The organism is Labrys sp. F242, assembly GCF_057813875.1.
On record NZ_JBVASG010000001.1, the window covers coordinates 1,060,595 to 1,075,886 of the forward strand.

A 15,292-nucleotide genomic window follows, 5' to 3' on the forward strand; every position below is an offset into this window, starting at 1 on the left:
ACGATGTTCGACCTTACTGGCAAGACAGCCCTGGTGACCGGAGCCACGGGCGGAATCGGAGCGGCCATTGCCGCATCCCTGCACCGCCAGGGCGCTACAGTAGCGCTTTCGGGCACGCGCAAGGCGGTGCTGGAGGAACTGGCGGCCAAGCTCGGTGACCGTGCTCATGTCTTCGCCTGCGACCTCACCGATAAGGAACAGCTCGGCACGCTGGTTCCGAATGTCGAGGCAGCCCTCGGTCAGTTGGACATTCTGGTCAACAATGCCGGTTTCACCCGCGACAATCTGATGCTGCGCATGAAGGACGAGGACTGGGATAGCGTCATCGCCGTTAATCTTTCCGCCGCTTTCCATCTGTCGCGAGCCGCCGTGAAGGGGATGTTGAAGCGCCGCACCGGACGCATCATCAACATCGCTTCCCTGTCCGGTGTCATCGGCAATCCGGGGCAGACCAATTATGCCGCCTCCAAGGCCGGCCTGGTCGGCATGTCCAAATCACTGGCCCACGAGGTGGCCAGCCGCGGAATCACCGTCAATTGCATCGCGCCGGGCTTTATCGAAACGGCGATGACGGATGCCCTCAACGAGAAGCAAATGGAGCCGATCCTTGCCGCTATCCCCGTGCATCGGCTCGGCCATGTCGACGAGATTGCGGCCGCAGCCGTTTACCTTGCCTCTTCGGAGGCTGCCTACACCACCGGGCAAACTTTGAATATTAACGGCGGAATGGCAATGATTTGAACGAGTTAGAAGTCAATTCCACAGTGGTTTCCACTGGTGGGATGCCCGCTGGCAATGGCATTTGAAGTGTGTTAATCACCGCCGAGGGACATTCCGATGGCCCCTATGAATGTGATTGTCCGGGATAATCGGAGGCCGATCGAAGGATTGGCCCCGGCTCAAGGAACTATCAAATACCGACCGCCTAACCGGCGGCGGAATAAAGTGCCGGCAGGCAGTCTTGGTTTATCAAAGGAACGAAAAATGAGCGATATCGCAGACCGCGTGAAGAAGATCGTGGTTGAACACCTCGGCGTCGATCCGGACAAGGTCACCGAGAATGCGAGCTTCATCGACGATCTGGGCGCTGACTCTCTCGACACGGTTGAGCTGGTCATGGCTTTCGAGGAAGAGTTCAACTGCGAAATCCCCGATGATGCCGCAGAGACGATTCTGACCGTCGGCGATGCTGTCAAGTTCCTGACCAAGGCTACGGCCTGAGACGATCGGGGAGCGCAGGCTCCCCGATATCCATCCATCGACCGGCCGGGGGACGAGATTGCATCATTGCCGGGAGGTCTGGAGTGTCAGCAGACATAGAGGCTGCCAGTTCAGCGTAAGGGCAATGCGTTCGAAGCATTGGAAGGGGCGATCCTCGGAGCGTCCGCATTCTGTGCTAGCTTTGCGCCAGGCAATCTTGCGATCAATCGGGTTTGAGTAGCCGGGGAGGGCGATTCCCCGGCCTTTGGAGGTTCTATGAGGCGCGTTGTCGTAACTGGTCTCGGCATGGTCAACCCGATGGGTGGCGATGTCGAAACGTCGTGGTCCAATCTCCTTGCGAGCAAGAGCGGCATCGTCAAGATCGACCGTTTCGAGACGGAGGATCTCAAGGCCCGGATTGCCGGCCTGATCCCGGCTGGCGATGGCAGCAACGGCACCTATAATCCCGACCAGTGGATGGAGCCCAAGGAGCAGCGCAAGGTCGACGATTTCATCGTCTTTGCCATGGCCGCCGCGACCCAGGCTCTCGACGATGCCGGTTGGCATCCTGCTTCGCAGAAGGATCAGGAAGAGACCGGTGTCCTGATCGGCTCGGGTATCGGTGGCCTGCAGGGCATCGAAGACGCCGCGCTGACCTTGAAGGATCGCGGCCCAGGGCGCATCTCGCCCTTCTTCATTCCCGGCCGCCTGATCAATCTGGCCGGTGGCCAGGTCTCCATCCGCCATGGCCTGAAGGGGCCGAACCATGCGGTGGTCACGGCCTGCTCGACTGGCGCACACGCCATCGGCGATGCCGCCCGCCTGATCGCGCTCGGCGATGCCGAGGTGATGGTAGCCGGTGGTACCGAATCTCCGGTCTGCCGTCTCGCCCTTGCTGGTTTTGCCGCCTGCCGCGCGTTGTCGACCTCCTTCAATGACGAACCGGCCCGCGCCTCGCGCCCCTATGATCGCGATCGCGATGGTTTCGTCATGGGCGAGGGTGCCGGTTGCGTCGTGCTGGAGGAGTATGGGCACGCCAAGGCGCGTGGCGCCAAGATCTATGCCGAAGTCATCGGCTATGGTCTTTCGGGCGACGCCTATCACATTACCGCACCGTCCGAAGATGGTGACGGCGCCTTCCGCAGCATGCAGATGGCGGTGAAGCGGGCGGGGATCTCCGTCGGCGAGATCGACTACATCAACGCGCACGGCACTTCCACGATGGCCGATACGATTGAGCTCGGCGCCGTTCAGCGCCTGCTCGGCAATGCGTCCGCGACGGCCTCGATGTCGTCGACCAAATCGGCGACCGGCCATTTGCTTGGCGCTGCCGGTGCGATCGAGGCAATCTTCTCGATCCTGGCCCTTCGCGATCAGATCGTGCCACCCACCATCAATCTGGAGAATCCCGAAGTGGAGACCCCGATCGATCTGGTGCCGTTGACGGCTCGCAAGCGCGAGGTGAACGTGGTGCTCTCCAATTCCTTCGGGTTTGGCGGCACCAACGCCTCCATCATTTTGCGCAAGGCAGACTGACGTCTCGCCGGGAATCGGCGCGCGGCTGCAGAGGCCCGGCTGGCATTTTCGCCATATTCGCGAGGCATGCCGGTTGAAACAAACGCGATGTGGCTTCCGATTCCCGGAATCGGAGGCCGCCTTATTGTTCGTATTTTGATGCATTTTTGCCGAAACAAATTGCTACTTCCAAGCGCGGCACAATCAGGTTGGCATTTTGGCGAGATGTAACGCTCGCGGGGCCTGGCCGGGCATCTATGTAGGCGTACGAGGTTTCTATGGTCGATGATCGGGATGATTCGGGACTAGCGAACGAACGCTCGCGCTCCTTCGGGAAAGGCGCAGCCGGCTCGCGCGGATCCCGCAACATGATCCAGCCCGATGCTGTCGCCAAGCCGCCGACACGTTCGAGCGCGGTGCGCAATCCCTTTGTGGTGGCTGGCAATGCCGTCTTCGTCCTGCTGATGCTGGTCGCTATCGGTGGTTATTTCGGTTTGCGTCAGTTCACGTCGGCCGGGCCGCTGGCGGAAGCCAAGACGGTCTATGTGCCAAAGGGCAGCGGCCGCGACGAGATCGCCGATTCCCTCGAACGCCAGGGTGTGATCGATGGCGCCACCACCTTCACCACCGGCGTCTACATGCTCGGCCACGGCAATGATCTGAAGGCCGGCGAGTATGCCTTCAAGCCGGGCGTCTCCATGTATGACGTCATGAACATTCTGGTGGACGGCAAGGTGATCCAGCATTCGATCACCATCCCCGAGGGCCTTACCAGCCAGATGATCATCGACCGGCTGAACCAGGACGACCTGCTCACGGGTGATGCCCCGCCGGTGCCGGCCGAAGGGGCGTTGCTGCCCGATACCTACAAATATGAGCGCGGCACCACCCGTTCGGCCATGGTGCGCAAGATGCAGGAAGAGCAACGGGCCCTAGTCGACCAGATCTGGAAGCAGCGCTCCGCCAACCTGCCGCTGAAGAGTCCGGCGGAAATGGTAACGCTCGCCTCGATCGTCGAGAAGGAGACGGGCCAAGCGGACGAACGTCCGCATGTCGCCAGCGTCTTCATCAACAGGCTGCAGAAGAACATGCGCCTGCAATCCGATCCGACCGTGATCTATGGCATGGTCGGCGGCAAGGGCAAGCTCGACAGGGCCTTGACCAGCGCCGACCTCACGCAGCCGACGCGCTTCAACACCTACACCATATCCGGCCTGCCGCCGTCCCCCATCGCCAATCCCGGAAAGGCTGCAATGCAGGCCGTGGCGACGCCTTTGGCCACCAAGGATCTCTATTTTGTCGCCGACGGTACGGGCGGGCATGCCTTCGCCCCCACCTTGGACGAGCACAACAAGAATGTCGCCAAATGGCGCCAGTTCCAGCAACAGGGCAGCAACGCCCCAGTAGCGCCGTCCCCGCCTGCGCCCGAACCGGACGCTGCTGCGCCGCCGGCACCTGCCCCGACTGAGGCACCCGTCGCCAAGCCCCCGGCCAAGCCCTGCAAGAAGGGCAGCAAGGCCTGCAAGCAGCAGACCGAGGCCGAGGCTCCGGTCGCGCCCACGCCGCCGCCGGCACCTGCCCCGTCGCCTGCGCCCGCGGCCGATATCCCGCTGCCTGCCCCATCGGCTCCGTCGGCGTCTCCAGCCCCTTCGACGCCTCCGGCCGCCCAGGCGCCGGCCGCTCCCAATGCTGACCCGACCCAGGCCGCAAAGCCCAAGAAGGGTGGCTTTGACGATCCCGTCGCTAACACCACCCATGATCCGCTGCTCGACAAGACCTTCGATCTGAACTCGCCGCAGACGGTGCAGTAAGCCGGCTGCATGGGATTGGCTTGAGCGCGGAGCCCTTGGGCTCTATCTTCCGTCAGGCTCTGTTCGGCGCGCTTACGGCGCGTCGAGGGCGAGCGCTCAGTTTTCGTTGCCGGTAAAATCATCCGGCCGGACGCTGAAATCACCGTATGGAATGTAGGAAGATGTCCGTTGTCAGCATGACCGGCTTTGCCCGGGTAGAAGGACAGACCGGCGCGAACCGCTGGGCCTGGGAAATCAAGACCGTCAATGGCAAAAGCCTCGATGTCCGCTTCCGATTGCCTCCGGGATTCGATGTGTTGGAGGCGTCGGCGCGTGCCGCTTTGGGTGCGGCCTTTGCCCGTGGTTCGTGTCAGATCGGCCTGTCGCTGAAGCGTGACGCCGTGGCGCCGGTGGTCCGCATCAATCAAGCGGTGCTCGATGCCATCGTCACGGCGATGGCCGAGGCCTCGCAGAAGGTGGATGCGGCAGCACCGCGCCTCGATGGCCTCTTTGCCATCAAGGGCGTGCTCGAGGTCGAGGACCAGGAGGAGGACGAGGCTGGGCGCACCGCGCTGCAGGGGGCCCTGCTGGAGGGGTTCGCCAAGGCCATTGCCCAATGCGCCGAGATGAGGCGCCAGGAGGGGCAGGCACTCGCCCGCGTCCTGCTCGGTCGCATCGACGAGATCGAAGCCCTCACGCATGCAGCGGACGCCAATCCGGCGCGCCAGCCCGCGGCGGTGCGCGATCGGCTTGCCGCGCAGATTGCCGCTCTCCTCGATGCGTCGTCGTCGCTCGATCCCGATAGGTTGCACCAGGAGGCGATCCTGATGGCCGCCAAGGCCGACATACGCGAGGAACTCGACCGGCTGCACGCCCATATTGCCGCTGCTCGCGATCTCCTGGCCAAGGGCGGGCCGGTGGGACGGCGCCTCGACTTCCTCGCCCAGGAATTCAACCGGGAAGTCAACACCCTTTGCTCCAAGGCGAATGATGTCAGCTTGACCGCGACCGGCCTTTCTCTCAAAGCAGTGGTCGAGCAATTCCGCGAACAGGTTCAAAATATCGAATGAGTAGCACTGCGTCCGTTCCTCAGCGCCGGGGCCTCCTGCTGATCGTTTCCTCGCCCTCCGGCGCTGGCAAGACCACGCTGACGCGCCTGCTTCTGGCCGAGGACAAATCGATGCATCTGTCGATCTCGGTTACCACCCGCCCGCGTCGCGGCAGCGAGATCGATGGCGTCCATTATCGCTTCATCGACGCAGGCACCTTCGAGACCATGCGCGAAAGAGACGAATTGCTGGAATCGGCCAAGGTCCACGGCAACTACTACGGCACGCCGGCAAGGCCGGTTGAGGAGGCGCTGGCCGCTGGACGCGATGTCCTCTTCGACATCGATTGGCAGGGCACCATGCAGATCTACAACAAGATGAGGCCCGACATCGTGTCCGTCTTCGTCTTGCCGCCATCGGTGGCCGAACTGAAGGCGAGGCTCGAGCGGCGGGCCGAGGACAGCGCGGAGATCATTCTGCAGCGCCTGCAGAATGCCCGCGTCGAGATCAGCCACTGGACCAAATATGACTATGTGCTGGTCAACACCGACCTGCAGACCACCTATGCCAAGCTCAAGGAAATCCTCGACGTCGAGCGCATGAAGCGCCAGGACAAGTCGCAGGTCAGCCGCCTAGTCGACACTTTGAAGGCGGATCTCGACGCCCTGACGCGCGGGCGTTGATGGGAAGGGGGCGTCGATCCCCCTGGCTTCCTGATTCTATTTCAAGGTGTTCGCGAGGGCGACGAAGGCGGCCACGGGAACTTCCTCGGCTCGCATCTCCGGACGCAGGCCCGTATCGGCCAACGCGGCCACCAGATCGTCACCAAGCCCTTTGAGGCTCTGGCGCAGCATTTTGCGCCGCTGGCCGAAGGCCGCCTGCGTGACCCGTTCCAGGGCGGCTGCGGTGCAGGGCAGGGGCGTCGATCGCGGACGCAGATGCACCACCGAAGAGGTGACCTTGGGCGGCGGCACGAAGGCACTTGGCGGTACGTCGAAAACGATTTCGGCTTCCGTCCGCCACCCGGCCAGGACGCCGAGGCGGCCATAGGCATCGTCCGCTTCGGTTGCCACGATACGTTCGGCGACCTCCTTCTGGAACATCAGCGTCATCGACTGGAACCAGGGCGGCCAAGGCTCGGTCTTCAGCCAGCCGATCAGCAGGGGCGTGGCGACATTGTAGGGCAGGTTGGCGGCGATGCGGACCGGCCCTTCCAGTCCTGCGATCAAGGCCGGCCAATCGGCTTCGAGGGCATCGCCGGCATGCACGGTCAGCCGGCCGGGATAATGAGCGGCAATTTCGGCCAAGGCCGCCAGACAGCGCTCGTCGCGTTCCACGGCAACCACGTGCCTCGCTCCGCAGGCCAGCAGCGCCCGGGTGAGGCCGCCAGGGCCGGGGCCGACCTCCACGACATTCACCCCCTCCAGCGAGCCGCCGGCACGCGCGATCTTGGCGGTGAGATTGAGGTCGAGCAGGAAGTTCTGGCCAAGCGACTTCTTGGCCATCAATTCATGCTGGCGGATGACCTCGCGCAGCGGGGGAAGAGTATCGATCTGCACCATGACGGGCCCCAAAGCGTTTTGCGATCTGACGGCGTTGCCCGGAATCGCAAAGACGCGCCAAGACAAGGAGTTAGAGCAGAGTGCGATTCGATGGAATCGCACTCTGCTCTAACGTGATATTCTGTCGGCCAGTGACAGGCTGGCGAGGAAACTGGAAGGGTTGGCCTTGCCTGTGCCCGCAAGATCGAAGGCCGTGCCATGATCGGGCGAAGTGCGAACGAAGGGCAGGCCCAGGGTCACGTTGACGGCCTCGTCGAAGGCCAGCGCCTTGGCCGGTGCCAGGGCCTGATCATGATACATGCACAGGGCCGCATCATAGGTCTGCCGCGCCCGGGCATGAAACATGGTGTCGGCGGGCAGGGGACCCCGGGCGTCGATGCCGGCGGCCCTGAGCCTGGCGACGGCGGGTGCGACCACGGCGTTGTCCTCGCTGCCCAAAGTGCCGTTCTCGCCGGCATGGGGATTGAGCCCGGCAACCGCGAGGCGCGGTGCGGCGATGCCAAAACGAGCCCCGAGGTCCCGGGCAACGATCAGGCCTGTTTCGTAGATCAAGTCCTCGGTGAGGGCCGTGGGCACGTCGGCCAGGGGGATGTGGATGGTGACCGGCACAACCGCGACGGTTTCGGACCAGATCATCATCACGGGCCTAAAGGCTGCTTCTCGATATTGCCCATCAGTGGCTCGATCGGGAAGAATCGGCTTGCCATCGCCCTGCCAATGGCGCCGGGCCAGTTCGCCCAGGAATTCGGTGTGCCCGGGATGGCCGAAACCGGCGCGGTAGAGCACCTCCTTCATGATTGGTGACGTCACCACGGCCCGAGCATGGTTCTCGCGAATTGACAGTATGGCTCGTTCGATCGACTCGATGACCGCACCGGCACCAGCGACATCGGGCTTGCCGGGCCGATCGGGTACCGGATTTAGCAGGGGGACTACGGGAAGGCCGCGCGCGAAGGCTGCAGGCGCGCCGGCTTCGTCGGTCTCGATGATGGCAAGGTCCAGGCCGATCCGTCTGGCGCGCGCCGACAACAGGGCGGGGTCGGCATAGACGAAGAAGGGCGCCTCTTCCCGGCGGGCTGCACCTGCCATCACGATCAGTTCGGGCCCGATGCCAGCCGGTTCTCCCATGGTCAAGACAATCGGCAGGGCGGGCTGTTCGGTCGGCATTGTCAGGTCAGATGGGCTCGCTTGATCTCAGAAGGTCTTCAGATTGCCGTAGCGGTCGGTATAGCTGCTCGGCTTGGTGACATTGAGATCGTCGAAGTCGCTGTTCCAGACCTTGTTGGTGAATTCCTTCGGGCTACCACTGACGCCGAGGCCACGCAGCTGCAATTGGAACTGCACCGTGGTGTCGTATTTCAACGACGTGGTGTCATAGGAACGCGAGACGCTCATGCCGAGCGCGATGCAGGCGTCGACATAGGTCAGTCCGGCATAGCTCGACGCGAATTTCTTCGTCTTCATATCGTAAAGAGCACCGGCGCTGGCGATCCAGTTCTCGCTCAGCTTCAGGGCGGCCTTGCCGTTGACGCCTTCGCGATCGTCGAGCCCAAGCAGGGGCTGGGCATCGTAGCGCGCATAGGTGACATCGGCCTTCAGGCGTCCGAGGGTGCCGAGGACACCGATCTCGAACTGCCGCATGTCCCAGTTCTTCTGGTCGAAGCGGGCACCCGACATCACGGCAAAATTGTTCACCGGCTGCAGATAGACACGCCCGACATAGTCGGAAACGTTGCGATCCAGTCCCGACTGCAGGCCCGTATTGGCCATGTCGCCGGTGGTGTAGGGGTTGGTGCCGCCGAAGGAATAGGACTGGCCGAACATGGCGTTATAGTAGCCGCCGCCATTGGTGGTCAGCGAATATTGCAGGCCAGCATTGATGCGAGAGCCGTCCTCGACCCGGTCATAGCCGGAATACTTGTCCCAGGCGAACAGGTTGCTGTCGTCGAAAATCAGGCTCTGTGCGTCTTCGTTGGGGAAGACGCCGCTCTGCATCGCCTTGGGGCGCAGGATGATCTGGGCGATCGGTTCGATGATCTGCGTACCCCAATCGGACTGCGAGATGAAGGGATAGCGGTAGTCGAGGCCGATGGCCGGCACCAGGCGTGCGGCCGTATCGTTCTTCTTGTTGCTGACGAACTGGTCGGCAGGGTTGCCGTCGAGCTGGGTGAAGCCCAGATCGCCGCGGACATAGGCGAAGGGGGTCCACTGCTGCCCATAGGTGTCGGTAAAGGTCTTCTTCCAATAGGCGTTGATCGAGGCGCGGGTATAGGTGCCATCAATGCCGCGCTGCAGGCAGTTCGTCCGGGTTTTCGGAGAGAGGTTGTCGCAGTTGTAGCCCAGAATATTGTCGAAGGCAGCCTGCTGACGCGTCAGGCTGGTCAGATTGAAGTTCCAGCCCAGTTCGCCGCCGAGCACCGGGTGGTCGACGATATAGTCATAGTCGAGCACTGGCGCGACGACGGGCAATTGTTTCTGTACGTCGGCCGTGGTCAGGCCCTGGAAATAATAGGCGCGCAGATCGAACCAGGATTTGGTGCCCACGCCCGTCAGATAGACGGTGGAGGTCGCCTCGGTCTTGCCCCGCAGATTGTCGAGCCGGTAGTCGCGCCAATAATATTTGTCGCTCAGCAGCGAGCCGTCCCAGCCGAAGCGCCATTTGTCGTTCAGCCAGAATTCGCCCTTGGACGAAATCGAGCCGCGCCAATTCGGCTTGCCAATATCCTCATTGGCGAACTTGTCCGGGTCGCTGATAAAGGCACCCGATGCCATCACCGAGTAGGCGCCATTCAGCGTGCGATGGCGCCACTCGATCTGGCCCGTCGGCCCCTGACTGCTGGCATAGCCGGGCGTGAGCGTCAGATCGTAGTTGGGAGCGAGGTCGATGAAATAGGGCAGTTCGGCCCCATAGCCGATCCGGGAGCTATGGAAATAGCGCGGCGTGATGAAGCCGCTCTTGCGGGTGACGGTCGGGTCGGGGGTCGACATATAGGGCAGGTAGGCGATCGGCATGCCGAAGAACTCAAAGCGAGCATCTTCGAAATAGATCATCTTCTCCTGCTGGTTGTGGATGACCTTGACAGCCTTGATCTGCCACAGCGGCGGCTTTTGCGGATTGTCGGCACAGGGCGAGCAGGCGGAATAGATGCCGTTCTGGAACACGGTGACGTTGCCGCCGGTGCGCTCGGCCCGGTTGGAGGCGATATAGAGCTCGTCCGCCGTCACCGTCTTCAGCGAATTGACGAAGCCGTCCTTGAAATCGTCGGTGAGGTCGAAATTATCGGCATAGGTCTTCGTGCCGTCGGCTTCGGTGATCACGACATTGCCGTTGGCGCGCACGCGCTTGCCCTTGCGGTCATAGACCACACGGTCTGCCTGCAGGGCGCGGCCATTGTAGTAGATCTGCACCGTGCCGATGGCCGTTACGACCTCGTTGTCCTGATCATACTGCATCTCCCTGGCCTTGAGGACCATGTTGGAGCTGCCTTGGCCTCCGGCACCATCGGAACGTGCACCCAAGGGCCCGAGCAGGTTCTCCTGGGCGTGAACTTTCGATGGCAACAACGCAAACGACAGCGCTGCAACCGCAACGGTGGTGCACAGCATGGTCGTAAGGAAGTGGCGAGCTGATACGCGCATCAGCCATCCTCCTGGTTAAGCAACACGGTAAATCCGATCAGGGCCGCAATGGCGGCCGGAGTCCAAGCGGCGACGGCCGGCGCAACCAGCCCCGCAATGCCCAGGTCCTTGGCCATTTTGGTTACGACATACAGCAAGAAACCCGCCCCGATTCCACTCAAGATCATCACACCAATACCACCCAGGCGAGCAAACCGAAGCGATACCGTCGCGGCGATCAGCACCATCGCCACGAGCAGCAGGGGACGAGCAAGAAGCGTCTGATATTGCAACCGGTAGTCATTTGCTTCAAGTCCCGCGGCGCCCTGTTGTTCGATTGACGAAGGGAGTCTCCAGAAAGACACGCTGTCTGCCGACACCGCAAATTGCTGATCAACCTGAGACTTGGTCAAATTGCTAGGAAAATCAACGGTTTCTGAGGTTTTTACCGACTGGTTGGGGATGAATTCCTGAACCTTGGATAGATGCCAGGCACCGTTGTCAAGTTTTGCGGTATCCGCCTCGATGCGCCTGATAAAGCGGCCATCGGCATCGAGGGCATAGATGGTGACCCCCGTCAGCGCGCCGTTGTCGCTATTCTCGGCCGAGGTATGGATGACCGCCTGGCCATCGCGGATCCAGCGGCTCTTGTCGTCGTCGCGCACCTGGCGAGAGCCGAAGACACGCGTATCGAGCACGTCGCTTCTGGTTTTCAGCGCTGCCGAGAGCGGGTTGAAGGCCATCGCGGCAAGGAGGCCGAGGAGGACGGCACAGATGATCGGCGGGGCCAGGAACTGCCAGACCGACAGGCCGGCGGCGCGCATCACCACCAGTTCGAGCCGTAGGCTGAGATTGACGAAGCAGATGATGGCCCCGAACAGGAAGACGAAGGGCAGGGTCTGCTCGATGATGGAGGGCGTCCGCAGCAGAGACAGAGTGGCGATCGAGCCTACGGATACATGTGGCAAGTCGCTGGCGCGCCGGCTGGTCTCGGCAAAATCCAGCAGGAAGATCATGACGAACAGGAAGGCGAGCACGCCGAAAATGGCGATCAGGAAGCGCTTGCTGAGGTAACGACCGAGGGTGGAGGTCATGATCATGCGCGCGCCGTCCGGTTGGCGAGGCGCGAAGTCAGGTCATTGTACCAGTTCGTCAAGCTGCGCGGCAGCGACAGGCGCAAATGGCCGGTAATGACGGCAAGGCAGATCAGGGACGTCAGGACCGGCACGCCGAATGCGATATAGACGCCGCCAGCCGTGTGCACGCTCAGACTCTGCGTGGCGATGAAGCCGAGAATGCGCACCACCACGACGCTCAGAATGGCAAAACCGATCGCGCTGGCCCGACCCTGGCGGGTTGTGCGCGCCTGGCCGAGGAAGGCGAGGGCGATCAGCATGAAGGCGATCGGATAGAGGGGAGCGGTAAACCGGTCCACAAGTTCGCCGCGAACGCGGCCACGCTCGGCCGGTCCTTTCATCTCGGATGGCTGGGCGTTCCAGAGTTCACTGGTGTAGCGGTCGCGCGGCTTGTAGTTGATGGCATCGTTGTCGTCGCGGGCGAGCTGGGAGAGGTCGAACTGATATTGCTCGAAGGTGACGATCGAGGCATCCGAGGAGGCGCCGCCTTCCTGCTGCTGCAGCGAGCCGTTGTTCAGGACCAGCACCAATCCCGTCGAGGTATCGACGATCTTGCCGGTCCCGGCGATATAGGTCTTGGTCTTGCCCTTGTCGCGAGCATCCTGCACGAAAATACCGAGCAGCGTGCCATCTTCCTGGCGTTTACGGATATGGAAGGTGAAGCCGCGCAGAGCGGTGAACTGGCCTTCCTTGAGGAAGTGCTGCACCACGTCGGCCGCGGCGGCGACACGCCAGGCGGTCAGCTCATGCTGGCTGGCAGGCTGGATATAGAGGGTGACGGCGGCGATCCCCGCGGCGACGAGGCCGGTAATGCCGGCAAAGGGCGTGATCAGCCGCGAGGGGGAATAGCCCGCCGCATTGAGAACGACAAGTTCGGAACCGGCATTGAGACGTTGCAGCAGCCATACTGCGGCCAGGAAGACAGCAAGTGGCGCGACCACCACCATAAGCGCAGGCAGGGCAAGCGAACTGATGGCCAGGAAGACCAGGACGGACTGGCCCTGTGCCGTCATGACATTGAACTCGCGCAGGGCGCCGACCATCCAGGCCAGGAGCGTCAGCACGACGAGGCAGACCAGAAAGGCAAAGCCAAACTGTCTGGCAATATATCGGCTGACGAGGTTCATTGCCTTCTCGGGTCTCCTACCCGTTGCTTGTATCCTCCTGCTAGGTGGCAGGCGAGACGTTTGTATGGCAGGACCGAGGCTGCGAGCGATTTGTTGTAGACATGGTTACGGATTGACATGCAAAAGTCCCAACAAGCCGTCAACCGCGCGGCAGCTTCCTAGAATGGGCATCAATTATGGTTTCCGAATTGAAACTGTCTTTTTCAAAAGTCGAGAAAATTGCCGACGGCATTGCCGTCATATTCACAAATATCGATTTGGCCGTATCGCCTGAAACGGAAGCTGCTCTACCGGGTATCGGCAGTCTGGTCAAACGTGCGGCTTCCGCCGATAATTTCAAGGGGAAGGCGCTGGCCTCCCTCGACATTCTTGCTCCGTCCGGCCTGCCGGTGGACCGGGTGATCGCGGTTTCTCTCGGCAAGGCTGAAGAAAGCGCCCGCACCGATTGGGTCAAGGCCGGTGGCAATGTGATCGGCAAGCTGCCGGTCTCGGCGAAGACGGTTACCGTGGTGCTGGACCTGCCGGAGGCGGCCATCACCGCCGATCAGGTGGCGGACTTCGCCCTCGGGGCCAGGCTGCGGGCCTATAAGTTCGAGCGCTACAAGACGCGCAAGCAGGACGATGCGGCGAGCAAGGTGCTTGAACTGACGATCGCCAGCGGTGTCGACGGCGCGGCCAAGAAGGCTGGCAAGTCTCGCGAGGCGATCGCCGACGGCGTCAGGCTTGCTCGCGATCTCGTCAACGAGCCGCCGAACGTGCTCTATCCCGAGGCCTTCGCCAAACGCGCGGCCGAACTGGAGGAACTCGGCGTCGAGATCGACATTCTCGACGTCAAGGCCATGAAGAAACTCGGCATGGGGGCGCTGCTCGGTGTCGGCCAGGGCTCCGAGCATGACAGCCGGCTGGTGGTGATGCGCTGGAATGGCGCCAAGAATCGCGAGGCCAAGCCTGTTGCCTTCATCGGCAAGGGCGTGACCTTCGACACCGGCGGCATTTCCATCAAGCCGGCTTCCGGCATGGAAGACATGAAGGGCGACATGGGCGGTGCGGCCTGCGTGGTCGGGTTGATGCACGCGCTTGCCGCCCGCAAGGCCAAGGCCAACGTCATCGGGGCCATCGGCGTGGTCGAGAACATGCCAGACGGCAAGGCCCAGCGTCCGGGCGATATCGTCACCTCGATGTCGGGCCAGACCATCGAGATCATCAACACCGACGCCGAGGGCCGGCTCGTGCTGGCGGATGTGCTCTGGTACATCCAGGACAAGTACAAGCCGCAATTCATGGTCAATCTCGCCACGCTCACCGGCGCCATCATGGTGGCGCTCGGCCAGGAATATGCCGGCCTCTTCTCCAACAATGACGAGCTCGCCGGGCGCCTGTTCGTGGCAGGGCAGACGACGGGCGAGAGGGTCTGGCGCATGCCGCTCGGCCCTGAATACGACAAGCTGATCGATTCCAAATTCGCGGACATGAAGAACACCGGCGGCCGCAATGGCGGGTCGATCACGGCGGCCCAGTTCCTGCAGCGCTTCGTCAACGAGACGCCTTGGGCCCATCTCGACATCGCCGGCACCGCCATGGGCTCGCCCGCCAGCGACGTCAACCGCAGTTGGGCTTCGGGCTGGGGCGTGCGCCTGCTCGACCGGCTGGTGGCTGAGCATTACGAGGGGTGAGGATCACACTGTTCGGCACGCCTGACAGCGTCTATACACGGATCATCCGGCTGATCCTGGATTTCAAGAATGTCGGTCATGACTTTGTCATGGCTGATATTTTCGACGACAGGGGCGTGCCGAATGAGTATGAGCGGCTGCATCCGTTCCGGCGTATTCCGAGCATCGAGATCGATGGTACGGTCGTCTATGAGACCGACGCCATTGCGCATTATCTCGAGGCGCTGCTGCCCGATCCTTTCCTGATACCGGCCGATCCTCGCGCGGCTGTACGCATGCGACAGATCATGCGCGTGGTCGACAATTACGCCTATCGGCCTCTCGTATGGGGAATCTACGTGCCACAATGGTGGCGCGATGGCACGATGCCCACCCCGGAGACTCTGGCGCAGGCCGAGGTGGCATTGCGTGCCCTGCAGGAATTGGTATGCGAGGGGGGTGTCGGGCTTTCTCCCAACTTGGCTTGGTGTTACCTCGCACCCGTCCTGGCCGTTGCCGACAGTGTCTCGGCTGGAAGCGAATTGATCGATCGCGTGCCGGCGCTGAAGGAATGGTGGCATTCTATCCGAAACGCGCCTGCCATGCTGCGGACGCGCTCGCCGGAAAGCGACTATTGAGAAAG

General features: G+C 62.2%; 13 protein-coding genes. 8 read left to right on the top strand and 5 right to left on the bottom strand.

Annotated features, from left to right (window positions below):
* Positions 1–3 precede the first annotated feature (3 nt).
* From fabG to gmk, 6 genes are all read left to right on the top strand, one after another.
* Positions 4–741 (top strand): 3-oxoacyl-[acyl-carrier-protein] reductase, encoded by a 738-nt coding sequence (gene fabG, locus ACZYTC_RS04895; RefSeq protein WP_434957130.1) that lies wholly within the window; start codon positions 4–6, stop codon positions 739–741.
* A gap of 243 nt (positions 742–984) precedes the next feature.
* Positions 985–1,221, top strand: coding sequence for an acyl carrier protein (locus ACZYTC_RS04900; protein ID WP_068287214.1), 237 nt, complete (start codon positions 985–987; stop codon positions 1,219–1,221).
* A 255-nt stretch (positions 1,222–1,476) separates the two neighbouring features.
* Positions 1,477–2,736: a beta-ketoacyl-ACP synthase II gene (gene fabF / locus ACZYTC_RS04905; RefSeq protein WP_434957129.1), complete on the top strand. Its 1,260-nt coding sequence runs from the start codon at positions 1,477–1,479 to the stop codon at positions 2,734–2,736.
* A gap of 347 nt (positions 2,737–3,083) precedes the next feature.
* On the top strand, positions 3,084–4,526 hold the full coding sequence (mltG, locus tag ACZYTC_RS04910) for an endolytic transglycosylase MltG (protein WP_488989050.1): 1,443 nt from the start codon (positions 3,084–3,086) through the stop codon (positions 4,524–4,526).
* Between the two features lie 161 nt (positions 4,527–4,687).
* Positions 4,688–5,575: a YicC/YloC family endoribonuclease gene (locus ACZYTC_RS04915; RefSeq protein WP_488989051.1), complete on the top strand. Its 888-nt coding sequence runs from the start codon at positions 4,688–4,690 to the stop codon at positions 5,573–5,575.
* Positions 5,572–6,237: a guanylate kinase gene (gene gmk / locus ACZYTC_RS04920; RefSeq protein ID WP_434957126.1), complete on the top strand. Its 666-nt coding sequence runs from the start codon at positions 5,572–5,574 to the stop codon at positions 6,235–6,237. Before ACZYTC_RS04915 ends, gmk begins: the two co-directional genes overlap by 4 nt.
* Before the next feature lie 36 nt (positions 6,238–6,273).
* On the opposite strand, the gene rsmA is transcribed toward gmk, so the two are convergent.
* From rsmA to lptF, 5 genes are all read right to left on the bottom strand, one after another.
* Positions 6,274–7,116, bottom strand: coding sequence for a 16S rRNA (adenine(1518)-N(6)/adenine(1519)-N(6))-dimethyltransferase RsmA (gene rsmA / locus ACZYTC_RS04925; protein ID WP_488989052.1), 843 nt, complete (start codon positions 7,114–7,116; stop codon positions 6,274–6,276).
* Positions 7,117–7,224: 108 nt separating this feature from the next.
* On the bottom strand, positions 7,225–8,283 hold the full coding sequence (pdxA, locus tag ACZYTC_RS04930) for a 4-hydroxythreonine-4-phosphate dehydrogenase PdxA (protein ID WP_488989053.1): 1,059 nt from the start codon (positions 8,281–8,283) through the stop codon (positions 7,225–7,227).
* A gap of 27 nt (positions 8,284–8,310) precedes the next feature.
* Positions 8,311–10,755, bottom strand: a complete 2,445-nt coding sequence (locus tag ACZYTC_RS04935; protein WP_454814594.1) for an LPS-assembly protein LptD — start codon at positions 10,753–10,755, stop codon at positions 8,311–8,313.
* Entirely contained in the window at positions 10,755–11,834 is a 1,080-nt protein-coding gene (gene lptG, locus ACZYTC_RS04940) for an LPS export ABC transporter permease LptG (RefSeq protein ID WP_488989054.1), read from the bottom strand. Before lptG ends, ACZYTC_RS04935 begins: the two co-directional genes overlap by 1 nt.
* Positions 11,831–12,997, bottom strand: coding sequence for an LPS export ABC transporter permease LptF (gene lptF / locus ACZYTC_RS04945; protein ID WP_434957121.1), 1,167 nt, complete (start codon positions 12,995–12,997; stop codon positions 11,831–11,833). The genes lptG and lptF overlap by 4 nt, the downstream gene beginning before the upstream one ends.
* A gap of 176 nt (positions 12,998–13,173) precedes the next feature.
* On the opposite strand from lptF, the gene ACZYTC_RS04950 reads away from it, so the two are divergent.
* Both ACZYTC_RS04950 and ACZYTC_RS04955 read left to right on the top strand, forming a co-directional pair.
* Positions 13,174–14,670 carry a leucyl aminopeptidase gene (locus ACZYTC_RS04950; protein WP_454814590.1) on the top strand — a complete coding sequence of 499 codons (1,497 nt, stop codon included), beginning with the start codon at positions 13,174–13,176 and terminating at the stop codon, positions 14,668–14,670.
* On the top strand, positions 14,667–15,287 hold the full coding sequence (locus ACZYTC_RS04955) for a glutathione S-transferase family protein (RefSeq protein ID WP_434957119.1): 621 nt from the start codon (positions 14,667–14,669) through the stop codon (positions 15,285–15,287). The genes ACZYTC_RS04950 and ACZYTC_RS04955 overlap by 4 nt, the downstream gene beginning before the upstream one ends.
* The last annotated feature ends 5 nt before the right edge of the window (positions 15,288–15,292 follow it).

Coding starts and splice junctions, on each gene's coding strand:
- fabG (WP_434957130.1), top strand. CDS start 4: ATGTTCGACCTTACTGGCAAGACAGCCCTGGTGACCGGAGCCACGGGC.
- ACZYTC_RS04900 (WP_068287214.1), top strand. CDS start 985: ATGAGCGATATCGCAGACCGCGTGAAGAAGATCGTGGTTGAACACCTC.
- fabF (WP_434957129.1), top strand. CDS start 1,477: ATGAGGCGCGTTGTCGTAACTGGTCTCGGCATGGTCAACCCGATGGGT.
- mltG (WP_488989050.1), top strand. CDS start 3,084: ATGATCCAGCCCGATGCTGTCGCCAAGCCGCCGACACGTTCGAGCGCG.
- ACZYTC_RS04915 (WP_488989051.1), top strand. CDS start 4,688: ATGTCCGTTGTCAGCATGACCGGCTTTGCCCGGGTAGAAGGACAGACC.
- gmk (WP_434957126.1), top strand. CDS start 5,572: ATGAGTAGCACTGCGTCCGTTCCTCAGCGCCGGGGCCTCCTGCTGATC.
- rsmA (WP_488989052.1), bottom strand. CDS start 7,116: ATGGTGCAGATCGATACTCTTCCCCCGCTGCGCGAGGTCATCCGCCAG.
- pdxA (WP_488989053.1), bottom strand. CDS start 8,283: ATGCCGACCGAACAGCCCGCCCTGCCGATTGTCTTGACCATGGGAGAA.
- ACZYTC_RS04935 (WP_454814594.1), bottom strand. CDS start 10,755: ATGCGCGTATCAGCTCGCCACTTCCTTACGACCATGCTGTGCACCACC.
- lptG (WP_488989054.1), bottom strand. CDS start 11,834: ATGATCATGACCTCCACCCTCGGTCGTTACCTCAGCAAGCGCTTCCTG.
- lptF (WP_434957121.1), bottom strand. CDS start 12,997: ATGAACCTCGTCAGCCGATATATTGCCAGACAGTTTGGCTTTGCCTTT.
- ACZYTC_RS04950 (WP_454814590.1), top strand. CDS start 13,174: ATGGTTTCCGAATTGAAACTGTCTTTTTCAAAAGTCGAGAAAATTGCC.